This window comes from Leucobacter shiyiweii (assembly GCF_052446065.1).
Taxonomy (GTDB): Bacteria; Actinomycetota; Actinomycetes; order Actinomycetales; family Microbacteriaceae; genus Leucobacter.
Genome location: NZ_CM127080.1, coordinates 343,770 through 362,840 on the forward strand (window position 1 = coordinate 343,770; position 19,071 = coordinate 362,840).

Here is a 19,071-nt window from a genome sequence, read left to right on the forward strand (position 1 = left end):
CTCACTCGCCGGCGCTCAGCCGAAGGTGCCGAGCAGCAGCATGCCCACCCCGGTGGCGTTGAACACGAAGTGCACGCCGATCGCGGTGCCCAGGCGGCCGGTGAAGGCGGCCAGTGCGCCGCACGCGAGCCCCACGGCGAAGGTGACGGATGCGGTGACCAGCGGCCACCCGCCCGGGTTTAGCGCCACGTGCCCGGCCGCGAAGAGCGCCGCGACGAACACCACCGCGACCGCCGTGGCCGTGCCGCGGTGCGCGCCCGCCCGGGTGAAGCCACGCGCCGCGAGCGGCTGCAGCACGCCGCGAAACACCCACTCCTCTACCACCGGCGAGAGCAGCAGCGGCACCCAGATCATCCAGATCCACTGCGCCGGCACCAATTGCCCGTCGAACTGCACCAGGCCCGGCATGGCGAACCCGCCGGCCGCGAGGGCCTCGAGCCCCACCGCGACACTGCGCAGGGCGATGCCGAAGAGCAACGCGTAGGCGAGGTCGATCGCCGCGAAGCGGGGGAGCAGCATGAGCTTCGTGGGATCCGCCCCCAGATTGCGCGGGGCGGGCGGCGCGGTGGGGGAGGAATCGATCACGGTGCCTAGCCTAGCGAGCGGCACCTGCACGAAATAGGAAGTTCATTGAATGCCGCTAGACTGCTCGTCGATAGTGCCCGCTGGGGGCGCGCGGCGGAAGGGGGCCCTGGTGCGGATCATGATGGTGTGCACGGGTAACCTGTGCCGGTCTCCGCTGGGCGAGCAGGTGCTGCGCGCCAAGCTCGCGCACCTGCCGGCCGCCTCCTCCGGCCGACTAGTGATCGAGAGCGCCGGCACGCAGGCCGAGGCGGGACAGCCGATGCCCGAACCCGCGGCCAGGTGGAGCGCCCGGCTCGGCGGCGACCCCACCGGCCACGCCGCCCGCTACCTCGGTGAGCCCGTGCTGCAGGGCGCCTCGCTGGTGCTGGGCATGGAGCGCGAGCATCGAGCCCGAATCGTGGGGCTCGCCCCCGCGCTGCTGCGGCGCACCTTTACGCTGCGGGAGTTCGCCCGCCTCGCCGCCCACTTCGACGACGCGGCGCTCGCGCGTGCCGTTGACGGCCCGTTCGTGGGCACCGACGCCGAGTCGCGACTCGCCGCGGTGCTCGGGCTGCTCTCCGACGCCCGCGGCATGACCCCGCCACCAGTCGACCCCGCCGAGGACGACGTGGTCGACCCGTACCGTCGCAGCGAGAAGACCTATGCCCGCTCGGCCGAGCAGATGCAGCCGGGCCTTGACGCCGTCGCCCGCGTGCTCTCGCTTCCGGTGCTATGGCAGGATTGACGCAGGCTGGCGCTGTGCGCCTGGCACATCGACTTGCGGGGTTCGCCCCCGCTCAAGGGGGAGGTCGCACGCATGGAACTGCGTGACTACATTCGCGTGCTGCGCAAAAACTGGCTGCTCATCGTGGTGATCACACTCATCGGTGTGGGGGCCGCCGCGGCGTACTCGCTCACCCGTACCCCGCTGTACGAATCGACGAGCAAAGTCTTCGTGTCAGCGCAGGGCACGCAGTCAGTGGCCGAGCTGCAGCAGGGCAACTCATTCACGCAGGCCCGCGTCTCGACCTACGTGAGCCTCGTCTCGACGCAGACCGTGCTCGTGCCCGTGATTGGCGAGCTCGAGCTCAACACCAGCAGTGAAGAGCTGGCAGAAAAGGTCAACGCCTCGGCTGCGCTCAACACCCTCATCATCAACATCACCGTCTCGGACGCCGACCCGGTGCTTGCCGCCGAACTCGCCGACGCGATCGCCGAGAGCCTGGCCGTGACGGTCGAGGCGATCGAGCGCCCGGCGGGTTCAGATGTGTCGCCGGTGCGGCTCACGCAGGTGCAGCAGGCGCAGGTGGCCAGTGCGCCGGCAAGCCCCAACGTGCCGGTGAACCTCGCGCTCGGCCTGCTTGTCGGCCTCGCCCTGAGCATCGGCATAGCCGTGCTGCGCGAAGTGCTCGACACCCGCGTGCGCAACGAGCGTGACGTGCGTGACATCACCGAGTCGCCGATCCTTGGCGGCATCGCCTTCGACCCGAAGGCGAAGGAACGCCCGTTGATCGTGCAAGAGGATCCGCGCTCGCCGCGCTCCGAATCGTTCCGGGCGCTGCGCACCAACCTGCAGTTCATTGATCTCGACGGGCGCAAGAGCTTTGTGGTGACGAGCTCGATCCAGTCGGAGGGCAAGTCGACCACCGCCGCGAACCTCGCGGTCGCGATGGCCGACGCGGGCCTCAAAGTGATGCTCGTCGATGCCGATATGCGTCGCCCGAAGCTCGCGACGTACCTTGATCTCGAGGGCAGTGCGGGCCTCTCCGATGTATTGGCCGGGCGCGCGCAGCTCGCCGACGTCGTGCAGCGCTGGGGGCGACAGACGCTTTACGTGCTGCTCGCCGGCACGGTTCCGCCGAACCCCAGCGAGTTGCTCGGCTCGAAAGCCATGACGCAACTGATCGGCGACCTCGAGAGCGCGTTTGACGTGGTGCTCTTTGACATGCCCCCGTTGCTCCCCGTCACCGATGCCGCCGTCGTGGCGAAGTCGGCCGGCGGCGCGATCGTGGTGGTCGGCGTGGGGCGCACCTCGCGGCATCAGCTCGAAGGCGCCATCTCGAGCCTCGAACAGGCCGGGGCGAAGCTCGCGGGCCTCGTGCTCTCGATGATTCCCACCAAGGGGGCCGACGCCTACGGGTATGGCCGCTACGGGTATGGCAGCTACGGCTATGGCTACACTGCGGCACCCGAGCCGAAGGGCCGCGGGGGTCGTCGAAGTAAGACACCGGCATCGTCGTAACGCCGCTTTCTGTACGAACACACTGACGGCGCGAACACACTGGGGGAGAGGCTGCAATGGGGCGAGCACGCGCGCAATTTGAGCTGAAGCCACTGCTGACGTGGGTGGGCGTGGTGGTGCTTGCCGTCGTAGTATTCGCGCTCGTGATGGCCTCGTTGCAGCTCGGGGCCGCCGCTGGCGAGCAGCCCGAGCGACGCCCCGCCGAGCTGATAGCGGATCTGTCTGACCCAGAACCCCTGCCCACTGAGCAACCCCCCGCGCTTCCCGAGCTGAGCCCGACTGGTGCGTCGCTGAGCCTTGCCGATGAGTCCGTGCTGTGGCGGGCTGCTGCCGCAACCTGCACCGCCGACGCGGCCGCTTCTGTCGACACTGCGGTAGCGATGGAGCGATCCGCCGACGCGCAGACCTGGGTCAGCGTCACCCCCGCAGGTATCGATGTGCGCGAGGTGCTCTGGTTGCAGGCGATCGACGCGGTGACGGCCGAGGCCGTGGTGCGCGTGGGGCCCGAGTGCGAAACCCAGGTGCTACGCACCTTCACCGGCGGCACCTTCTGGCAGGCGTACCCCGCATCGATCACCGGGGCGGCCGCTATCGACGCCAGTGCGGGTGTGCTGCGCACCCCGACGGCCGAGTTGTCTCTGCCCTGCGAGGTTCCCGCGCAGGCGGTCGCCGGCGCACCCGCTGCGGCCCCTGTCGTGATTTGCGCTGGCCAGGTTTCCAGGTGGATCGACGCCGCGTGGCAGCCGCTGGAACTCGCAAACGTCGTTGCGGCGTCGGCCGCAACGGATGGCGCGCTCGTGACCGCACGCGAGGCCGTGGCCGAGTGCGATGGCGTGCTGCTCGAGCAATGGGGCGCGGACGGTGCGAGTCTCGCGCAGCTGTGCACCCCGGGCAGCGGAGTGCTGGCGGTGCAGGCCGCTGGGCCCAGCGTGTGGGTCTGGAGTGCTGCGGGCGTAGAGACAATGAGCTGGGAGTCATGATCAAACCAACTGCAGACCATGCCAGCGCCTCAGCCATTGCGAGGCCGGACTGGCGCGGGCGTTACGCACGGAACATCGCGGTTACAGACGTACTCGTGCTCCTTTGGGTCATATTTGGCACCCAGATCGTCTGGTTTGGCACTGGCGCCGCCGAGGTGGCGATGCGCAATGATCTACGGATCTCGTCAGTGTCGTACTGGCTTTTTTCCATCCTTCTTGTCGTGGTTTGGTCACTCGTGCTCGGACTGTTTGACACCCGCGATCATCGCGTCATCGGCGCAGGTTCAGATGAGTACAAGCGAATTTTTCACGCGAGCCTAAGGCTCTTCGGCGCGATTGCAATTCTCGCGTTCTTGTTTCGTATCGACGTAGCCCGGGGCTATTTACTCATCGCGCTTCCGGTCGGTGTGTGCGCTCTCTGGCTCTCGCGATGGTTGTGGCGTCAGTGGTTGAGCGCCCAGCGCGAAAGCGGTTCGTACAGCGCGCGGGTACTGCTGGTGGGCCGATCCACCTCGGTGCTGCGCGTCGCCCGCGACCTCGCCCGCAACCCCTACGCCGGGTACTGGGTGGTCGGAGCCTGTGTGCCCTCGGGATCGCGTGATGATCTCGAGGCGCTGGGGGTGCCCATCTGGCATTCCGTTGACGATGTGCACACCGCGATGTCAGTGACTGGGGCCGACACGGTCGCTGTAACTGGGGCCGAAGAATTGCCAGCCGAGAAAGTGCGTGAGATTAGTTGGGGCCTCGAATCAGGACGGCAACACCTTGTCGTAGCTCCGGCAATTACCGACGTTGGTGGGCCTCGCATAACTACCCGACCGGTCGCAGGCCTCCCCCTGATCCACATTGAAACACCGCGCTTTTCACGTGCGGGTCGAATCAGCAAGAGACTCATGGATCTGGTGCTTACCGGTGTGATTATCGTGTTGACCGCACCACTCTTGTTGGGCACAGCAATAGCTGTGCGCGTGAGTTCGCCCGGTCCGATCTTTTTTCGGCAGGAACGAGTCGGCCTTCAGGGCAAGCCTTTCACCATGCTGAAGTTTCGTTCAATGCGAGTCGGTGCTGACGCGGAGCTTGCATCACTCTTGAAGGAACAGGGCACAAGCCAGATACCTTTATTCAAGGTTAAGAATGACCCTCGGATTACCCCGATCGGCACGTTCATTCGAAAGTACTCACTCGACGAGCTGCCACAGCTCTTCAATGTCTTCGGCGGCTCGATGAGCTTGGTCGGGCCACGCCCACAGGTTGCGGCGGAGGTCGCACTGTATTCAGACGCAGCGCGCAGACGCTTGCTTGCGCGGCCGGGCATCACCGGGCTCTGGCAGGTGAGCGGGCGCTCAAACCTGTCGTGGGAGGAATCGGTGCGCCTCGACCTGTATTACGTCGAGAATTGGTCACTTGTCGGAGATTTAACGATTTTGTGGAGAACTGCGAAAGCCGTGCTGACGAGCGATGGATCCTACTGATTTCGTGGGTAACGGAGCGCTTGTTCTGCGGGTATCGTCGTTACGGTGTTTTGCAGGCGTGCGAAGAAGCCCGTTTTTTACGCGATGTTAACTTGCGGGACTCGCAATTCTGGACCACGTCAACTACGTTGGAGCTATGTGTTTAATGTGACCGAGAGTCGCTTCGGCGAATTCTCAGTCAAATGGGGGGAAAGAAAATGAAGACTTCACGTATTCGGAAAGTAGTGGCTGGCTTCGCGCTTGCTGTGGCTGCGCTGGTCGCCGTGCCCGCCGCGGCGCAGGCGAACGGCTACACGCCGGTGCCGAATGAGTCGTACACGGGTCAGACCGTTGTCGCTCCGGGTGGTACCACCACCATTACTTTCGGGGCAAGTGTCTTTACGCCCGGTGAGACCGTGCGATTCGTGCTCACCGGTGAGAACGCTGCGGGTGCCACACTCGCGAGTTTCTACACCGTGGTGAACTCCTCCCCGGCGATCACTAAGACTGCTCTCGCAGGCGGCACTCCCGTGGCGGTCACGCTGCCGGCCAATGCGTCGGGCACCTACTCGCTCAACGCAAGCTCCCCCTCGAAGGGCAACGTCTCCGTCGCCATCTCCGTGGGTAGTGCCGGTACAGGTGGCGCTGCTTCAGGCGGCGCTGGCACCGGCCTTGCAACGACCGGTGCAGCGGGCGACCAGCTTCTCTGGGCATGGGTTGCCGGCGGCGCACTCGCATTCGTCGGTGGCGGCGTGCTGGTCGCAAGCGCAGTGCGCAAGCAGCGCAAGCTCGCAGAGTAACACTCCTTTTTTCTCCTCGAAACCGCCGTGCAGCCTTTGGGTTGTGCGGCGGTTTTGTTGTGTCTGGTGGGCCGAGTGGGGCGGTGGTGATCCACCGCCGGTGTATGCAGGCAAACCGGTCGAAGGCTCGGGCTGGGAGGGTGAGCCTCGATTTCAGTCTGTTACGTCTTTGTTGTTTTGTAGGGTGCTCAATGAGGATTCGGGCGAATCTTCGGATCCAGGCTGGGCGCTAACGGGTCGTGAATGTCAGTAGTGCCTGGTTGACTGTACATATGTTCGAAGACGATCTCACTCGCGGGCCGGCTGGCCTGGCCAGTTCGGCGCCCGGCGCGGGTGGCGCGCGGGCCTCGCGGGTGCGATTCGTTGCGGCGAATGCTGCAAGCGGTACAGGTGGTACAGCTGCGGCAGGTGGCACTGGTGGTGCTGGTGGCACTGGTGGTGCAGGGGCGGCCGGCGCGGCCGGCGATGCAGGTATGCCACCCGGTGAAGCTGCCGGTGGGGGCCGCGGCGGGCGTGGGAAGGTTGGCGGGTCTGGCTTGATCCACGATTATGATTTGGCGTTGCTTGCCGGGTATCGCGATGACTGGGTGGCGGCGACCAAGCGCAAGGCCGAGGCTGAGGCTGATCAGGCGCGGGCGCTCGCGAAGATCGTGGCTCTGTCGCAGCATGTGCGCGAGGAGGTGGTGCCGGCTGCTTCGGATGCGCACGATGTGGTGTTGCGGTCGTTCGTTGCGGAGTGCGCGACTCGGGTGCATGTGAGTGACCGTGCGTTGCTTGAGCAGTGTGCGCAGGCGTGGAGTCTTGCGACCCGGTTTCCGAGTGTGTTGGCTGCGCTTGGTGAGGGGCGGATCACCACGGCGCATGTGCGCGCGATCGTAGCTGCGGGGTCGGCGCTCCCGGGTGGGGCCGAGGGGGCGTCGGTGCGGGCCGGGTTCGAGTCGCGGGCACTGGAACTTGCGGCGGAACTCACCCCGGGGAGGCTCCGCACGAAACTGCGCAGCGTCGCAGAATCGCTGAACCCAGTCTCGCTCGACGTGCGCCACGAGCAGGCAGTCGCGTGCCGTCGGGTGTGGGTGCGGGAACTGGAAGACGGGATGGCAGAGCTCGGGGCGGAAGTGTCCGCGGTGCTGGCCTATGGCATCTTCGATCGCCTCTCAAAGGGTGCACGCGCTACGAAACGGGCGATCGGCGCGACAGGAGCCGCTGACCCGGGTGCCGATACGCGGGGGATGGATCAGCTTCGCGCCGATATCTTCGCCGATCTGCTGCTCACTGGCGTGACCGGGAACCCCTGTCAGGACGCGGGGGAGAACTGTGCGAGCTTTGCCGGTGCTGCCGGTGCTGCCGGTGCTGCCGGTGGTGGTGGCGGTGGTGGTGGTGCCGGTGGTGCAGGTGGCGGTGGTGCTGGTGCTGGTGCTGGTTTCGGTAACGTGGGTCGGCGCGGAATTGCTCCGAGGCACCGGGCCGGGATCCACGGCATCACCCCCACGGTCACGGTGTTGCTGCCCACCGGTGATCGTGCCGAGCACGCGACTCTTGCCGGGTACGGGCCGATCGACGGGGTCACCGCGCGGCAACTCTCCGCGACTGCGCCGGGGTGGAACCGGGTGGGTCTTGATGATGACGGCGGGGTCGTGTCGACCGATCGGTATCGGATCACGGAGGCGATGCGGCGCACGCTCGAGGCTCGCGACCAGCACTGCCGGTTCCCCGGGTGCCGGATGCCGACCCACTACTGCGATGTTGATCACACCGTTGAGTGGATGAACGGTGGTGCGACCACCCTTGGAAATGCGTCATTCTTGTGTCGCCGGCACCACGCGCTCAAACACCCCGATCTGATGGACACGGCACGGTGGTCGGTGCGGCAAGAGTCGGGTGGCACGCTGATCTGGACGAGCCCGCTGGGCGCTGATCATGCCGATCGGCCCGAATACCATTACTCTGGCCGACCTCCGAAACCAGATCCAGGGAGAAGTGCGCCACCCGACAGTTCCGAGTCACCTCCGGAGCCAGGCCGGGGGAGAACTGCGCCATCCGGCAGTTCCGAGTCACCTCCGGAGCCGGACCAGGGGAGAACTGTGCCACCTCAAAGCCCTGGTTAGGTTGCAGCGAGAAACTCCGAATAGTCCAGTCGATTCCAGTCGGAGCTGCACGGTAGACCAGCGGCGACCTCAAATGCGCGCGACTCGGGATGCATCATGACTGAGACGATCGTTGCCCAACGACTGCGCGGATCGGCTGTCTCGTCAGGGTGACAACAGATGGAGTTCGGGAAGTCGGTGTGATCGGTCAGCGCACGTTGAATCTCTTCGCGCGAGAGACGATCGTGCCGATCCACCTCGCGGCGCAGCCGCCCGTACCGCACAAAGCTGTCGGGCATCGCAAGGGCTGCAAGATCCGCGCCCCCCGGCACCGGGTCAAGAAAGTGATTCGTGTGCACCAGCGCGCCCGTCAGACTCACCTGCGGCGAAATATTCGCTGCCGCCCCAGGAGAAGTCTCAAGATTGACAACGGCACCGGTGGCCGTCGCCAACATGTAGTTGCCACCAGTCGCGCGAGGCACGCTCGCGAGCATCTCGACCGCCTCCGACACGCTGGGAGCGTCGGCAAGCAGTCGAATCAACACGTGAAACGGAAGCCCAGTCGCAGCACCATCGCGGGTAGTTGCGAGGGTGGTGATACCCATGGCTAGCCCGTGCGCGTTCATGGTCATCTTGGCGAGCAACCCGGCCTCAACAAGTGTCACGTAGTTCGGACCGTCTTCGCGCTCAACCTCAAGCAAAACGACGCCCGGGCCGAGCGTCTCGAGCCAATCCCAGTTCTGTGCCACCAGCGGCTGGCCAGTCGACGAACGATCGCCCTCAAGCGCCAGTGCGCTGCACTCGCCACGATGCGGCGTCGCACTGCCCGCCGCGATGCCGTTGTGCGTGCGTACCGTCGCCGCGTACAACACCTCAGACCGGCAGTTCAAGGTCAGCACCTCGTCAAAAGTGAGACCGCTGCCCGCAGCTATCCCTGCGATTTCATCCCGCAGATGACCAGCGTACGCATCGATGAACGGGAGGAACTGCCGCGAAAACGCCACCGCCTCATCCCAGCTCGTGCCCTTCGCGGCAAACGCGTGCTCGTAGCCGGCACGAATGTGGTGGATCTGCTCGCGCGCAAGTCGCCCGTACTGCTCGCTGCGTTCGGCAGCAGACCCGCTGATACGAATACGTGGCAGTGTCACGCGGCCCCTCCTCGCCACCGGCGCAGGGCGATCGGGTCGCTGGCGCGCGCATACTCGGCTATCTCGTGAGTGGTTGCGATCCACGCGTCCTGCTGTTTGAGGTGGGTGAGTACCTCATCGAGCATCGCCAAACGGGAGGGCCGCCCGCTCAGCATCGGATGCATCGTGAGCATCACGTGCCCCCCAAGCCGTGCAATACCGTCGATTTCGGGTAGCCACACATCGAGCACCTCGCGGGGCGAACGGATCGTTTTCTCCCACGTGTCGTTCGCGAACCAGAAATGCGGTGCGTCATCGAGGATCCACGACACGGGCACCTCGATGAGGTCGTGCTTGGGATGGCGGTAGGGAAGGATGTGATCGAGCAGATTCGAACTGTACAAAAGACCAGCCTCTTGCAGGAGGTCGAGGGTCTCAGGCGTGAACTCCCAAGAGGGCGAACGATAGCCGGTGACGTCTGCGCCAAGATCCCGCAGCACCTGCAGGCCTGTCTCCAACTCCTCACGCTCTTCCGTGGGCGTGAGCTTCGTCGGCGAGGTGTGCGAATGCCCGTGGTGCGCCACTTCATGCCCGGCCGCGAGAATGCTGCGCACCGATTCCGGGTGCCGCAACGCGTCCTTGCCAGGCACGAAGAACGTCGCGCGAACCTCATGGTGAGCGAGCACCTCGAGAATCAGCGGCACTCCCACCTTCGCGCCATACGCGCCCTGCGAGAGCACGCCCGGTGCGTGTGCGTTGGCAGGGTTCTCGCCGATCCACACCTCTTCAGCATCGAAATCGAAGCTTACGGTTGCCGCGAAGGGTCGATTCTCGGGCCACGTACTCATCACTACCTCCTCGTTATCTCAGCCACGGCTTACGATGCACTCAGACGTTCTTCGCGAGTATCCCAAGCGATGAGCGCAGGATCGCGCTGCGTTTGGTCGCCGAAACCGCCACCGCCCGCTGTCTCCACCCGCACGATCGTGCCAGGCTCGAGAATACGAGAGGCTTTCATCGGGGTCTCAAGCTCTACCCCATCTGGCCCGATCACCGTGATGATGGTCGCCTCTGCACGGCCGCCGCCCGTCGCGCCCTCCGGAGCGAAACGCGCGTCGGTCTGCTCGGAATAGAACGTAACGTGCTGCGGGTGCTTGAGGATCTCGTATTCGCGCACCAAGCCGAGACCGCCATTGAAGGTGCCGCGGCCCTGCGAACCCGGCCGGAACTCGGTCTTTCTGATGCGAATGTTGTAGTTCGTCTCGACGACCTCGGTGGGCATCACCCCGACGTTTGACATATAGGTGTCGACCCCGTCCAGCCCGTCGCCCGCGGCCGTGGCGCCGGTTCCACCCCCCACCACGTCAGCCATGACCGACGGGATTCCCGTCGACGGGTTCGTGGATCCCGCGTTGAAACAGAAGAAACTCACCGTGCTCGACGCCACCGCGCGATCTGGCCAGATTTCATACATCGCCCGAATCAGGGTGTCGGCCAACCGCTGGCAGGTGTTATGGCGGATCGAGACCGCAGCCGGTGGGGTCGGGTTCACCACCGTACCCTCCGGGGCGGTGATGTCGAGGACTCGCAACAGGCCATCGTTTGATCCGAGGCCCGGGGCCACCACGCAGCGCACCGCGTACACCAGTGCCGCACGGGCGCTCGCCCACGGAATGTTCATCGCACCGGCAGTTTGCTTGTCCGAGTCCGAGAGGTCGATGTGCAGCCGATCACCGCGCTTCTCGATACGGGCGTGCACCCGTGTCGGCACACCACCACGACCGTCATCGTCGAGCGCGCCCTCCGCCTCGCCCACGCCGTCGGGCAGTGCCTCGAGCAGCCTGGCGACCGCGGTTTCGACCACGTCGAGCATCCGCTGCATGATCTGGAGCAGTTGCTCGGTGCCATACAGGCGCGCGAGCTCGTGCACACGTTCTTCGCCGAGCTTGCACGCAGCACGCTGGGCACGCAGGTCGCTGAGCGTGCTCAGCGGGTCGCGGAAGTTCTCGGTGAGCAGATCCACCAGCTCTTCATTCTCGACCCCCGCGACCGACAGTCGCAGCGGCGGAATGACCACGCCCTCGCCATAAATTTCGGTGAGTTCTGGCCCCTCGCTACCGGGGTTCACGCCGCCCACGTCGATGTGGTGGGCGGCGGTGCCCGCCCAGGCGATGAGCTCGCCATCCACCATGATCGGGGTCACGATATTCACGTCGGGGAGGTGCATCGCACCCTGGTAGGGGTGGTTGCAGATGAATGCGTCGTGCTCGTTAATGCGCCCTTCCCAGCGCCGCAGCACCGACTTCACTACGAGCGACATTGCCCCGAGCTGCGCGGGAATGTAGTCGGCCTGGGCGACAAGATCACCCGTCGCGGTGAAGAGTGCGCACGAGAAGTCATCCATGTCGCGAATGATGGGGCTGTAGCTCGAACGCTTCAGCACGCTCCCCATCTCCTCCGCTGCCGACTGCAGCGCCGCAGACGCAACTTCGAAGGTCACTGTGCCGATGGCGGGTGCGTGATCGCTCCCTGAAGTGGTGGCATTCATGCTGCGTCTCCGTTCTGGCGTGCGTCGGTGATGATGAGATCCCGGGTGCTCAGCACGCGCACGTGCTGCTCGGGCACGATCACGGTGGTGGCATCCATTTGTTGAATAATCGCGGGGCCTTCGAATTCGCACCCGACCGGCAGCTTTGCGCGGTCGATGATCGGGGTGTCGATCCACCCGAAATCATCGAGCATCACGCGGCGTGTGCTGAGCACGGCATCCTCCGGCAGGGAGACACGGGAGACCTCGGAGAGCGCCTCTCGGTCTCGATCGATGGCCCCGGTCGAGGCGAGTCTGATCGTCACAATCTCGACCGGTTCTTCGACATTGCTGTGGCCGTACCGTTCGGCGTGAGCCGCGTGGAAGCGTTCGGAGATGGTGCGCAGGGTCTCGGGCGTCCAATCCGGCAGCGGGATGCTGAGCTCGAACCCTTGGCCTTGATACCTGCAATCAAGCGATGCCTCCGAGCTGATGTGCTCGGGTGGGATCCCGTCTGCGGCGAACTGCTCGAGCGACTCCGCCGAGCTGAGATCGAGCCACTCGGCGATCTCGGCCCGAGTCTCTTCCGACACTGTACGCAGAATCGTCTGCGACCGGTCGATGCGAAGCCCGGCAACCAACAGGCCATCCGCAGAAAAGAGCCCGGGGCGCAGTGGCACAATAACGTTTTTCAGCGCCATGTGACGCAGGATGAGCCCGGCGTGCAGCGGGCCCGCACCGCCAAACGGCACGAGACAGAACTCTCTCGGATCAAGCCCGCGCTCGACGCTGACCTTACGCAGCGCGCGGATCATGTGAGCCAGCCCGATCGCGATGATCGCCTGCGCCCCCTCCTCCACGCTCATGCCGAGCGGATCCGCAATCCGTTTCACAGCAGCGACCGCGAGGTCTCGATCGATGGTGAGACCATCCGCCAGTTCTCCGGCTCCCAGCGTGCCGAGCACCGTGTGCGCATCCGTGATCGTCGGCTCCACACCTCCGCGCCCGTAACACGCGGGTCCGGGTACCGCTTTGGCAGAAGCGGGTCCGACCTTGAGGCTCCCCGCCGGATCGAGCCAGGCGATGCTGCCGCCCCCGGCGCCGATCGTATGAATGTCAACCGTCGGCGCGAGCAGGGTGTGATCCTGAATGTCCTGCGTCGTGGTGAACGGAATCGTGGCCCCCCGCAGCAGGCAGACATCGGTCGAAGTGCCCCCCATGTCGAGGCTGATGAGGTTCGGCTCATCGAGAGTCTCGGCGAGTGCCTGCAGACCAGCCACCCCACCGGCCGGACCCGAGAGCACCAGCTTGTGCGCCTCAGCACCAGCGCGCGCCGCGGGGACACTCCCGCCGTTCGACTGCATGACGAGCAAGGGGGCAGCAACCCCGGCTTCACGAAGTGCGGTGCTGGCATTGTTGAGGTACGTCTCGACAATCGGCCGAAGCGCCGCGTTGATGGCGACCGTCGCAGTGCGGGGGTACTCGCGGAACTCACGCGCCACCTCTGAAGAGAGCGTCACCGGGCGATCCGGGAATGCCTCGCGGAGCGCGGCACCGACCAGTCGCTCGTGCGAGTCGTTGAGGTAGCTAAACAGGAATGAGACGGCGATGGCATCGGGGTCGGCCGCGCGCAGTTGCTCAATCACCGACTCGATGTCTGCCTCACTGGGCGCGGTCAGCACCTCACCCGCCGAGTCGAGACGCTCGTGAATCTCGAAACGCAGGTCACGGGGCACGAGGTCAGACGGGCGCCTCGGGGTCAAGCTATACACGTCGGGGCGATTGGACTGTCGATACCCCAACACATCACGAAATCCGGTAGTAGTCACCAGGGCTGCGCGCGCCAGATTGCCGGTGAGAGTGGCGTTGGTGGCCACGGTGGTGCCGTGACACACCAAATTCACGTCGCTCAGAAGGACCCCGTTGGCTGCGAGTTCGCGCACCGCGTGGGTCAGCCCTCGCGATGGATCCTCAGGCGTGGATGCGACTTTCGCTTCGCGGATCTCGCCCAGTGAGCTTCGCGCGATCGCGTCGGTAAAGGTACCGCCCGCATCGATGCTGATCGTCCATTTCTGATCGACTTCTGTCGGTGCAGGTGCGGTCTTTGCAGGTGCTGTTAAAGCCGGTGCAGTCATCGGTGACTCCCCATCGTGGTGTCTCTTGTGGCAGGCGCCGCTGGCACCTGTCGGTCGTTGGCGTAGTGGCCTGCTAACAATTCTGGGCAGCAAGTGGTCTGGGCTGCATGCGTCATTCGACGTAGTTCCTCACCTTCGCTCACCCGTCATTTGACCGATGCACCCAGCATCGGTGCAGCTGCAGACTGACGAGATATTCAAAACCACTTCGGGAGAAGTTGGGAAAGGACCGCTGTGAGTGCATCTCTTGTTGCGGCAGTGGGAGCGCTGTCACTGGCCACCTCATCTTCTGACGCGCCGGTGCCGGTGCCGGCTCCGGCGCCACTGTCGGCACCGGTAGCGATTGTGACAGGAGCGGCGTCGGGCATCGGCTTGGCGATTGCGCGGCGCCTTATCGCAGACGGCTTTCGGGTCGGAGTGTGCGATCTGAACCCTCTTCTGGGTGAACTGTGGGCGAACGAAGCTGACTCGCAGGTGCTCGCACTCGTCGGCGATGTTGCAGACCCCGACTTTCGCCGTTCGTTTGTGGATGAGGTGGCGCGAGCATTCGGGGGCATCGATGTCGTGGTCAATAACGCCGCCACTGGGGGAGCGGGTCACCCCATCGCGACGTTGGACCTGGAGTCACTCCGGAGCACGTTAGAGGTCAACCTCGTCGCACTTGTCGGAATGACCCAACTCGCCCTCCCCTATTTACGTCGTTCGTCGCGAGCCCGGGTGATCAACCTGGGGTCGCTATTTGCGTCCGATCCCGTGCCCAATGGCGGCGATTACACCGCAAGCAAGGGGGCCGTGCAAAGCCTTACCAGGGCTATGGCAGTTGAGTTTGGCGCGGAGGGGATCACCTGTAACGCGATTGCCCCGGGCTACATCCTCACGCCCATGCATGAGGCAGAAGTCGCTGCGCAGGCAGCCGCGCGTGGGATCGACCTGGAGTCGCGATTCGCTGAGCTTCGCAGCGAGGTGCCGCTGGGGCGTCACGGTACGAGCGAGGACGTCGCTGGAGCTGCCGCATGGCTTGCCTCGGTCGACAGTGCGTATGTCACTGGCCTGACGGTAACGGTGAATGGTGGGGTGAGGTTCGCGTGACCTGCGCGGGGAGCGAGCCCACGCTGGTCATCGCGGGTGCGGTCGATCGAACGGCACACGCCCTTGCCCAGATCGCACACGAGCGAGGGTGGCGCGTCGCGACCCTCATCGATCGGTCCGGGTATTCCGCTCCAGCACCGGTCGGAGCAACGCATACTGTCGCCCTCGCGGATGCGGCTGAAGTTGAATCCACTCTCTCGGCGCTGACGTCGAGTTGGGGTAGCCCGCCTGCCGCAATCGTGTATTTCGCGACGGGTGCAGAACAGCTGCACGCGAACCGTGCAGCGGTGACCGAATCTGCCGAGGGGTGGGAGCTGACCCAGGCGCAACTGCTGCGGGCCGGGTTTCTGTTCGCTCAAGCCGGCGTGAGAGAAATGTTGCGGCTGCGGGGCGGTGAGCCGGTCGACGACGGATCGGTGGTATTTGTGGGCGACGCCGGCGTGATTCAGAGCCCTCCCGGGTTTCCAAATGTCGCGATGACCGCGGCCACCTCGGGCCTTGCAGGGATCACGCGACAGCTCGCAACCGAGTGGGGCCCGTTCGGCGTTCGCGTCAACATGCTGCAACTGGGGGTTTCGGAAACCCAATCCGAGCGATCGGTGGAACTCCTGCGGCGCGTTCCGCTGGGGCGCGCCGCACGGCCCGAGGAACTCGCCGAATCTTGCTACTATCTGATCAGCCGCACGTCCTCCTATGTGACTGGGGCAATTCTCCCGGTCGACGGCGGGTTTCTCGCCAACTAGTCGCGCGCTGAGGAGCACCCACGCGCGGAGAACTGATAGCGCGGAGAACTGGTAGGAGGTGAGTGACGCATGAGCGACTGGGTCTTTGAGCGAACCATCTCAGCCGACACGCCTGACACCGACCTCCCTCGCCAGGTTCCGGCTGAGATCTGGCGCTATGCACAAGCTTTTCTGCGCCTGCGGCGCCCCATGCTTCGTTTTTTCTGGCGAGACGACAAGCACTGGCTCGATGTGCAGTTTGGTCGAGACCCCAGAGCAAGCCTGTCGGGGCAAGGCCAAGAGTACGTGCGAGTGATCGTCTCCCGAACCGAGATGCCGCGCGGAATCACCGTGCGAGAACTCGATGTGCTGACCCTGGTCGCGCTCGGGCATACCAACAGTGGAATTGCCGAGCGTCTGGGTACCTCGGCTCGCACGGTCTCGAGCCAACTCGAGCGTCTACTTGAGAAGCTCGATCAGGCCTCGCGTGGTGGCCTTGCCGCACTCGCCGTCGACCTGGGGCTCCTGCGCCTTCCGTTTCCTGGCGGTCTCCCCGAGACCGGCGGCATCGGGGTTGCGGAGCTGGAATTGGCGCTGCATGCCCAGCTCGATCCCGGCAGGGCTCTGATTCGTGACGGCCTCTCTGACCGGGTGCCGATTCGGTTGGGCGTTGTCGTGCCGAGTGGCGCTGGCACGGACTCCGCGCAAACGCTCAACGGCGCGCGCCTCGCGGTCGATGAGATCAACGCGCTGGGCGGCATTGGCGGCCGCCGCATCGAGGCCGTAGTCGAGACGGTCGAGATGTTCGACTGGAGGAGCGTTGAACGGGGCCTCATGCGCCTGATCGATGCAGATGTCGACGCGATCATCACCAGCTACGTGAGTGCCGAGCACCCCCAATTCCTCGACGTGATCGCCGACTACGGGAAGCCGTTCCTTCACACTGCGACGTTTGAGGCCGATGTGCAACGCACGGAACTTGAACCGTGGCGATACGGCATGGTCTTTCAGACGTGCGCTTCGGAAACCTATTACGGTCCGGGGATGCTGCGGGTGCTCGAGCACCTCGAGGCCGCCGAATTGTGGGTGCCTCGCACCCGCCGTGTGGTGTGTCTGGAGATGCCGTCAGTGAGTATGCATCTCGCCACACCCTCCTTCGTTGAGTTTGCGACTTCTCGGGGGTGGGAAGTCGCTGCTACCGTCGAGACGCCCGTGGGAGCAACAGACTGGGCACGCACGATTGCGGACGTCGACGCGCACGAGCCCGACGTGCTCCTGGTTGCGAACTACGTCGAAAGCGAGCTCATCGCATTCCAGCGAGCATTCTCGGCGCACCCGCTCTCAGCGCTGGTGTATTGCATCTATTCGCCCTCGATTCCGTCGTACCTGAGAGAACTCGGCCCGCAAGCGAACGGCGTGATGTGGTCAACCACCACGGGTACCTACGATGACGACCTGGGCAGACGGTTTCGCGACCAGTACGCGCGCAAGTACGGCGAAGATCCCGGCTGGTCACAGGCTGGCGCGGTCTACGACCAGGTGCGCATGCTCGCTGCGGCGTGGTCGTCGGTGGATCCGCGAAACGTGAAGGACGTGGTGCAGTACCTGCGCCGCTGGCCCTACCGGGGGGTGAACGGGGTGTACTACTTCGGCGAGACCGGCCACGCGCCGAGGCTGTATCCCGACACCACTTCAGATGCCGCGCTGAGCCAGGCCCACCTCGTGTACCAGATTCAAGACGAAGCTCACGTGCTTTTGCACCCCGAACCGTTTGGGCACCTGGCGCAGTTTCAGCTTCCGCAGTGGATGTCGCACGCTGAGTAACGCGGTGTCACTCGCTGCCTAACGGGGTGTCGCACCCGCTCGCCCGAGCATTGCGTCGTGAGATCCGTCAAATGACGCATGTTCGACGGCTGGCCACTCCGTAGCGTTAGAACGTGCAGGCCCGTGTGGGCGAGTGCTGAAGGAAATCCATCACGAAGGAGTGACTATGACCGAGCAGCAGAATCTGGATCCCGCCGGAACCAGCAGCGGTGCCGCGAAGAAGGGCGGAATCAACCGCCGCGATCTCGTGCGCAGCGCCGGTTTGGCGGGCTTGGCTGGCCTCGTCGTGGGTGGCGCCGGAGGTTATTTCGTGGCACCTCGCGGCTCGGCCGGAGGCACTGGTGGAAGCACTGGTGCGGGCGGCACACTGAAGGTAGGCATTGTTGCCCCGATCACGGGCCCGTACTCGGGTGATGGGCAGGAAATGGTGCGCGGCGCGGAACTTGCGATCGCTGACATCAATGCCGCGGGTGGTGTGCTCGGCCAGCAGGTCGAACTGGTCACCGCCGACATCGCTGACCAGGCACCCGAAAACTTCGTGCAGGCCGCCGAGCGCCTCGTGTCGCGCGAAAACTGCGTCGCCGTCTCGGGCGGTTACACGACAACAACATCTGTTGAGTACGACATCTACGCCCAGGCGGGCGTCCCCATGTTCCACACCAACACCTTGCAAGCGAACACAGACTATGTCGTTGACAACGGCATCACGAACATCTTCCAGGCCTGCCCGACAGAGATTTGGTACGCGAGCGGCTTCATTCAGCTCATGCAAGAGTGGATCGAATCGGGAGTGTGGACGCCCTCCTCAAATACCGCTGCGGTCATCTCGAGCAACGACTCGTACTCGATCTCGATCGCCACCGTGTTGCAGGAAGGCATCCGTGAACTGGGATGGGACATCACGCTGTATGAAGAGGTCTCCGTGCCTTACGCTGATTGGGGCCCGCAGCTCGCGAAGATTCGTAACGATCCTCCTGGACTGATCTTCATCACCGACTACCTCGCAGGTGACCTCGCGGCCTTCGCGAACCAGTTCGCCTCGGCTCCGACCAACTCGTTGCTCTACCAGCAGTACGGCCCCAGCGTGCCGGAGTACCTTGAGCTCGCAGGAGACTCGGCGAATGGTGTCGTCTGGTCAACGACGATCGGTACGTTGCCTGACCAGATCGGAAAGAGCTTCCGCCAGCGCTATCTCGATGAATACGGCAGCGAGGCCGGTCTGAGCCAGTCGGGCGCGCAGTACGACATCCTTCGCTTGTGGGCTCAGGCAGCATCCCGAGCAGGCGATGCCAATGACTTCGCGCGGGTCTGCGATTCTGTGCGAAACTCCACCTTCCGCGGCGTAGTCGGTACCTACAATTTCGAGCAGACCGAGCTCACCGCTATTCCCTACCCGGATGCCGTGAACGACCCGAGTCTCGGGATGCCGCACCTCACGTACCAGATTCAGAACGGTGAGCAGGTGCTGATTTCTCCTGCGCCGTACACCACCGGCAACTTCCAGTTGCCGAGCTGGGTCTCCTAGC

The 19,071-nt window shown here is 64.7% G+C and carries 15 protein-coding genes; 10 read left to right on the forward strand and 5 right to left on the reverse strand.

Annotated features, from left to right (window positions below; all coding sequences use genetic code 11):
* Nucleotides 1–15: 15 nt before the first annotated feature.
* Entirely contained in the window at nucleotides 16–585 is a 570-nt protein-coding gene (locus ACTNFJ_RS01675) for a CPBP family glutamic-type intramembrane protease (protein ID WP_435907036.1), read from the reverse strand.
* A gap of 118 nt (nucleotides 586–703) precedes the next feature.
* Between ACTNFJ_RS01675 and ACTNFJ_RS01680 the strand changes: the two genes are divergently transcribed.
* The 6 genes from ACTNFJ_RS01680 to ACTNFJ_RS01705 all read left to right on the forward strand — a co-directional run bounded on the left by ACTNFJ_RS01680 (nucleotide 704) and on the right by ACTNFJ_RS01705 (nucleotide 8,142).
* Nucleotides 704–1,309 (forward strand): arsenate reductase/protein-tyrosine-phosphatase family protein, encoded by a 606-nt coding sequence (locus ACTNFJ_RS01680; protein WP_435907139.1) that lies wholly within the window; start codon nucleotides 704–706, stop codon nucleotides 1,307–1,309.
* 72 nt (nucleotides 1,310–1,381) lie between these two features.
* The gene (locus tag ACTNFJ_RS01685) at nucleotides 1,382–2,806 is read left to right on the forward strand and encodes a tyrosine-protein kinase domain-containing protein (protein ID WP_435907035.1); all 1,425 of its coding nucleotides are present in this window, start codon (nucleotides 1,382–1,384) and stop codon (nucleotides 2,804–2,806) included.
* Nucleotides 2,807–2,862: 56 nt separating this feature from the next.
* Nucleotides 2,863–3,786 (forward strand): hypothetical protein, encoded by a 924-nt coding sequence (locus ACTNFJ_RS01690; protein ID WP_435907034.1) that lies wholly within the window; start codon nucleotides 2,863–2,865, stop codon nucleotides 3,784–3,786.
* Entirely contained in the window at nucleotides 3,783–5,258 is a 1,476-nt protein-coding gene (locus tag ACTNFJ_RS01695; protein ID WP_435907033.1) for a sugar transferase, read from the forward strand. Before ACTNFJ_RS01690 ends, ACTNFJ_RS01695 begins: the two co-directional genes overlap by 4 nt.
* A gap of 197 nt (nucleotides 5,259–5,455) precedes the next feature.
* Nucleotides 5,456–6,037: a hypothetical protein gene (locus ACTNFJ_RS01700; RefSeq protein WP_435907032.1), complete on the forward strand. Its 582-nt coding sequence runs from the start codon at nucleotides 5,456–5,458 to the stop codon at nucleotides 6,035–6,037.
* A 272-nt stretch (nucleotides 6,038–6,309) separates the two neighbouring features.
* Complete coding sequence (locus ACTNFJ_RS01705) at nucleotides 6,310–8,142, forward strand: HNH endonuclease signature motif containing protein (protein ID WP_435907031.1); 1,833 nt, start codon at nucleotides 6,310–6,312, stop codon at nucleotides 8,140–8,142.
* Here the strand turns inward: ACTNFJ_RS01705 and ACTNFJ_RS01710 are convergent.
* Genes ACTNFJ_RS01710 through ACTNFJ_RS01725 form a run of 4 tightly spaced genes read right to left on the reverse strand, consistent with a single transcriptional unit; the run spans nucleotide 8,139 to nucleotide 13,910 of the window.
* Entirely contained in the window at nucleotides 8,139–9,269 is a 1,131-nt protein-coding gene (locus ACTNFJ_RS01710) for a C45 family autoproteolytic acyltransferase/hydrolase (RefSeq protein ID WP_435907030.1), read from the reverse strand. The two genes, ACTNFJ_RS01705 and ACTNFJ_RS01710, sit on opposite strands and share 4 nt — an antisense overlap.
* Nucleotides 9,266–10,096: a polysaccharide deacetylase family protein gene (locus ACTNFJ_RS01715; protein ID WP_435907029.1), complete on the reverse strand. Its 831-nt coding sequence runs from the start codon at nucleotides 10,094–10,096 to the stop codon at nucleotides 9,266–9,268. Before ACTNFJ_RS01715 ends, ACTNFJ_RS01710 begins: the two co-directional genes overlap by 4 nt.
* Nucleotides 10,097–10,125: 29 nt before the next feature.
* Nucleotides 10,126–11,796, reverse strand: coding sequence for a hydantoinase B/oxoprolinase family protein (locus ACTNFJ_RS01720; RefSeq protein ID WP_435907028.1), 1,671 nt, complete (start codon nucleotides 11,794–11,796; stop codon nucleotides 10,126–10,128).
* Nucleotides 11,793–13,910: a hydantoinase/oxoprolinase family protein gene (locus ACTNFJ_RS01725; RefSeq protein ID WP_435907027.1), complete on the reverse strand. Its 2,118-nt coding sequence runs from the start codon at nucleotides 13,908–13,910 to the stop codon at nucleotides 11,793–11,795. The genes ACTNFJ_RS01720 and ACTNFJ_RS01725 overlap by 4 nt, the downstream gene beginning before the upstream one ends.
* A gap of 234 nt (nucleotides 13,911–14,144) precedes the next feature.
* Between ACTNFJ_RS01725 and ACTNFJ_RS01730 the strand changes: the two genes are divergently transcribed.
* From ACTNFJ_RS01730 to ACTNFJ_RS01745, 4 genes are all read left to right on the forward strand, one after another.
* A complete protein-coding gene (locus ACTNFJ_RS01730) occupies nucleotides 14,145–14,999 on the forward strand; it encodes an SDR family NAD(P)-dependent oxidoreductase (RefSeq protein WP_435907026.1) in 855 nt (284 codons plus the stop codon).
* Nucleotides 14,996–15,742: an SDR family NAD(P)-dependent oxidoreductase gene (locus ACTNFJ_RS01735; RefSeq protein WP_435907025.1), complete on the forward strand. Its 747-nt coding sequence runs from the start codon at nucleotides 14,996–14,998 to the stop codon at nucleotides 15,740–15,742. The genes ACTNFJ_RS01730 and ACTNFJ_RS01735 overlap by 4 nt, the downstream gene beginning before the upstream one ends.
* A gap of 69 nt (nucleotides 15,743–15,811) precedes the next feature.
* Nucleotides 15,812–17,545 (forward strand): ABC transporter substrate-binding protein, encoded by a 1,734-nt coding sequence (locus ACTNFJ_RS01740; protein ID WP_435907024.1) that lies wholly within the window; start codon nucleotides 15,812–15,814, stop codon nucleotides 17,543–17,545.
* A gap of 166 nt (nucleotides 17,546–17,711) precedes the next feature.
* Nucleotides 17,712–19,070, forward strand: coding sequence for an ABC transporter substrate-binding protein (locus tag ACTNFJ_RS01745; RefSeq protein ID WP_435907023.1), 1,359 nt, complete (start codon nucleotides 17,712–17,714; stop codon nucleotides 19,068–19,070).
* The last annotated feature ends 1 nt before the right edge of the window (nucleotide 19,071 follow it).

What these genes read in the sequence shown, in the direction of transcription:
- ACTNFJ_RS01695 (WP_435907033.1), top strand. Translation starts at nt 3,783, where the DNA reads ATGATCAAACCAACTGCAGACCATGCCAGCGCCTCAGCCATTGCGAGG.
- ACTNFJ_RS01690 (WP_435907034.1), top strand. Translation starts at nt 2,863, where the DNA reads ATGGGGCGAGCACGCGCGCAATTTGAGCTGAAGCCACTGCTGACGTGG.
- ACTNFJ_RS01740 (WP_435907024.1), top strand. Translation starts at nt 15,812, where the DNA reads ATGAGCGACTGGGTCTTTGAGCGAACCATCTCAGCCGACACGCCTGAC.
- ACTNFJ_RS01715 (WP_435907029.1), bottom strand. Translation starts at nt 10,096, where the DNA reads ATGAGTACGTGGCCCGAGAATCGACCCTTCGCGGCAACCGTAAGCTTC.
- ACTNFJ_RS01685 (WP_435907035.1), top strand. Translation starts at nt 1,382, where the DNA reads ATGGAACTGCGTGACTACATTCGCGTGCTGCGCAAAAACTGGCTGCTC.
- ACTNFJ_RS01745 (WP_435907023.1), top strand. Translation starts at nt 17,712, where the DNA reads ATGACCGAGCAGCAGAATCTGGATCCCGCCGGAACCAGCAGCGGTGCC.
- ACTNFJ_RS01700 (WP_435907032.1), top strand. Translation starts at nt 5,456, where the DNA reads ATGAAGACTTCACGTATTCGGAAAGTAGTGGCTGGCTTCGCGCTTGCT.
- ACTNFJ_RS01705 (WP_435907031.1), top strand. Translation starts at nt 6,310, where the DNA reads ATGTTCGAAGACGATCTCACTCGCGGGCCGGCTGGCCTGGCCAGTTCG.
- ACTNFJ_RS01720 (WP_435907028.1), bottom strand. Translation starts at nt 11,796, where the DNA reads ATGAATGCCACCACTTCAGGGAGCGATCACGCACCCGCCATCGGCACA.
- ACTNFJ_RS01725 (WP_435907027.1), bottom strand. Translation starts at nt 13,910, where the DNA reads ATGACTGCACCGGCTTTAACAGCACCTGCAAAGACCGCACCTGCACCG.
- ACTNFJ_RS01680 (WP_435907139.1), top strand. Translation starts at nt 704, where the DNA reads ATGATGGTGTGCACGGGTAACCTGTGCCGGTCTCCGCTGGGCGAGCAG.